2 protein-coding genes are annotated in these 3104 nt (G+C 63.9%); both read left to right on the forward strand.

What is annotated here, in order from left to right:
- A partial coding sequence (gene ilvD, locus VJ307_02190) for a dihydroxy-acid dehydratase (protein HJX72937.1) occupies positions 1-1640 on the forward strand: 1640 nt, incomplete at its 5' end.
- A 30-nt stretch (positions 1641-1670) separates the two neighbouring features.
- On the forward strand, positions 1671-3104 hold a 1434-nt coding region (ilvB, locus tag VJ307_02195; protein HJX72938.1), incomplete at its 3' end, for a biosynthetic-type acetolactate synthase large subunit.

Below are 3104 nucleotides of genomic sequence, written 5' to 3' on the forward strand. Positions count from 1 at the left end.
CGGCGCGCGCCATGCTTCGCGCCGTCGACTTCACGGACGACGATTTCGTGAAGCCGATCGTCACGGTGGCCTGCCCCTTCACGAACGCCACCCCCTGCAACGACCACATCCGGGACTTGGGCGACATTCTGTTCCAGGAGATCGAAGGAGCCGGGGGGAAGCCCTTCCTTTTCGGCACGCCCGTCATCAGCGACGGGGAGACGATGGGGATGGAGGGGATGAAGTATTCCCTGATGTCCCGGGACCTGATCGCCGATTGCATCGAGACGATGCACGAAGGATATGCCGCCGACGGGATCCTCACGCTTTCGGGATGCGACAAGAGCATCCCGGGCGCGCTCATGCCCATTCTCCGGAACAACTCCATCGGGTTGACCCTGTACGGAGGGACGATTCTTCCCGGGAGCTGGCGGGGGGAGGACCTGACGATCGTGAGCGCCTTCGAGGCGGTCGGAGCCCACGGAGCGGGAAAGATCACGGATGAGGAATTGCACGAAGTGGAATGCCACTCCTGCCCCGGCGCCGGTTCGTGCGGCGGGATGTACACGGCCAACACGATGGCCTCGGTGATCGAGGGGATGGGAATGAGCGTCCCGGGGTCCGCCTCGCATGCGGCGGTCGACCGGCGGAACCGGATCTCGCCGGAGAAGCGGCAGGATTGTGTCGACTCCGTCAAGGCGCTCGTGGGACTTCTTCGCCGGGGGATCCGCGGCCGGGACATCGCGACGCGGGAGGCGTTCGAGAACGCCATCGTCGTGATGATGGCGCTGGGCGGCTCGACGAACGGCATCCTTCACATTCTGGCGCTCGCCCACGAGGCGCAGGTGCCGCTTGCTCTGGACGATTTCCAGCGTATCGGACAGAACGTTCCGCTGCTGGGGAACTTCAAACCCTTCGGGAAATACGTCATGGCGGACCTGGACCGGATCGGCGGCATCCCGATGGTGATGAAGACGCTGCTCGACGCAGGGCTGCTTCACGGAGAGTGCCTGACCGTGACGGGGGAGACCGTCGCGGAAAACCTGGCGGACGCGCCGACGCGTCCCGACGGCCAGGACATCTTCTTTTCGCCGGTGAGCCCCTACGCCCCGCCCGGCCGGCACATCACGATCCTGCGCGGAAACCTTGCACCGGAGGGGGCTGTCCTGAAGCTGAGCGGAAAGACGCTTACGAACCACAGCGGCCCGGCGCGGGTTTTCGACCGCGAAGAAGACGCGCTGGACGCGATTCTTTCCGGCAGGATCCGGAAGGGCGACGTGATCGTGATACGGTACGAAGGACCGAAAGGCGGGCCGGGGATGCGGGAGATGCTCTCCCCTTCCGCCGCCCTTATGGGCGCCGGACTGGGGAAGGACGTCGCGTTGATCACCGACGGCCGGTTCTCGGGAGGCACGCACGGGATCATGGTCGGACATATCGCTCCCGAGGCGCAGGCGGGGGGGGCGATCGCCGTCGTCAGGGAAGGCGACCGGATCACCATCAACCCCGGGGCACGGACGATCTCCCTCGAGGAGGGGGAGGCGGAAGTCGCGGCGCGTCTCTCCCGATGGAAGTCCCCGGAGCCGAAATACCGACGCGGCGTTCTGGGAAAGTACGCATCGCTCGTCGGCAGCGCGTCGCGAGGCGCGGTGACAAGCTAGATTGAAGGATAAGCCTTAAGGAGAACGACAATGGCCAGACGGAAAAAAACAATCAAAGGCGCGGAACTGATGTGTCGGTCCCTGGTGGAAGAGGGGGTGACCTACCTGTTCGGCTACACCGGCGGGGCGATCATGCCGGTGTACGACGCATTCCCGCAGTTCCCCCAGCTGACGCACGTCATGGTCCGCCATGAGCAGGCGGCGGCGTTCGCCGCCCAGGGGATGGCACGGGCCACGGGAAGGCCCGGGGTGTGCATCGCCACCTCCGGACCGGGGGCCACCAACCTGATGACCGGGATCGCGGACGCCCACATGGACTCCGTACCGATCGTCGCCATCACGGGGCAGGTGGCGACTTCCGTGATCGGCACCGACGCCTTCCAGGAAAGCGATATCATCGGCATGCTCATCCCGGTCACGAAGCAGTCGTACATCCTGGACGACCCGTACGAAATCCCCCGCGTGGTCAAGGAGGCGTTCTACCTCGCCAACACGGGCCGGAAAGGGCCGGTCAACATCGACTTCCCCAAGGACATCGCGAACGCTGTGATCCCGGACGACGGCTTCGACACGACGATCCGGTATCCTGTCCCGTCGCCTCCGGGAATCGGCAAGGACCAGGTGACCCGCGCACAAGATCTGATGGACCATTCCGAAAGGCCCATCGTCTTCGTGGGGCACGGCGTCATCCAGTCGGGGGCGCAGGGAGAGGTCCGGAGGTTCCTCGAGCGGTCGAACATGCCGTTTTCGTGCACCCTTCACGGGATCAGCGCCCTCCCCGCCGATCATCCGCAGTGTCTCGGGATGATGGGAATGCACGGGACGGTGGAGGCCAACCGGGCGATCGAGAACGCCGACCTGATCATCGCGCTGGGGATGCGGTTCGACGACCGCGTGACGGGGAAGCTGGACGAATACGCCAGGGACGCGGACGTGATCCACGTGGAGCATGACCCTTCCGAGATCAACAAGAACGTCCGGGCGACGGTTCCCATCTACAGCGATCTCAAGCCCGCCGTTGTGGAGATGACGAAGGTCGTGAAGCCGAAACCGTACAAGGAATGGTACGCCTTCGCGGCTAAAAACCGAAAGTATTGGAATAGTATTGACCCCATAAATAGCGGTAACGGAACGGGTAACGGCGGGAACCTGCTGATGGGAGCCGTGATCCGGAAGCTGTCGGATCTGACGGGGGGCAAGGACAATGTGGTCGCCGACGTGGGGCAGCACCAGATGTTCGCTGCGAGGTACTACCGGTTCCAACGGTTCAACACCTGGTTCAATTCCGGGGGGTTGGGGTCGATGGGATTTTCCGTCCCGGCCGCGATGGGGGTGAAGTTCGCGCGTCCCGAAGAACGCGTGTGGGTGATCGTCGGCGACGGCTCCTTCCAGATGAACATTCAAGAGCTGGGCACCATCATGGAGCAGAAGATCGACATCAAGATCCTTCTTCTGAACAACAAC

The organism is Candidatus Deferrimicrobiaceae bacterium (genome assembly GCA_035256765.1).
Lineage (GTDB): Bacteria > Desulfobacterota > Deferrimicrobia > Deferrimicrobiales > Deferrimicrobiaceae > CSP1-8.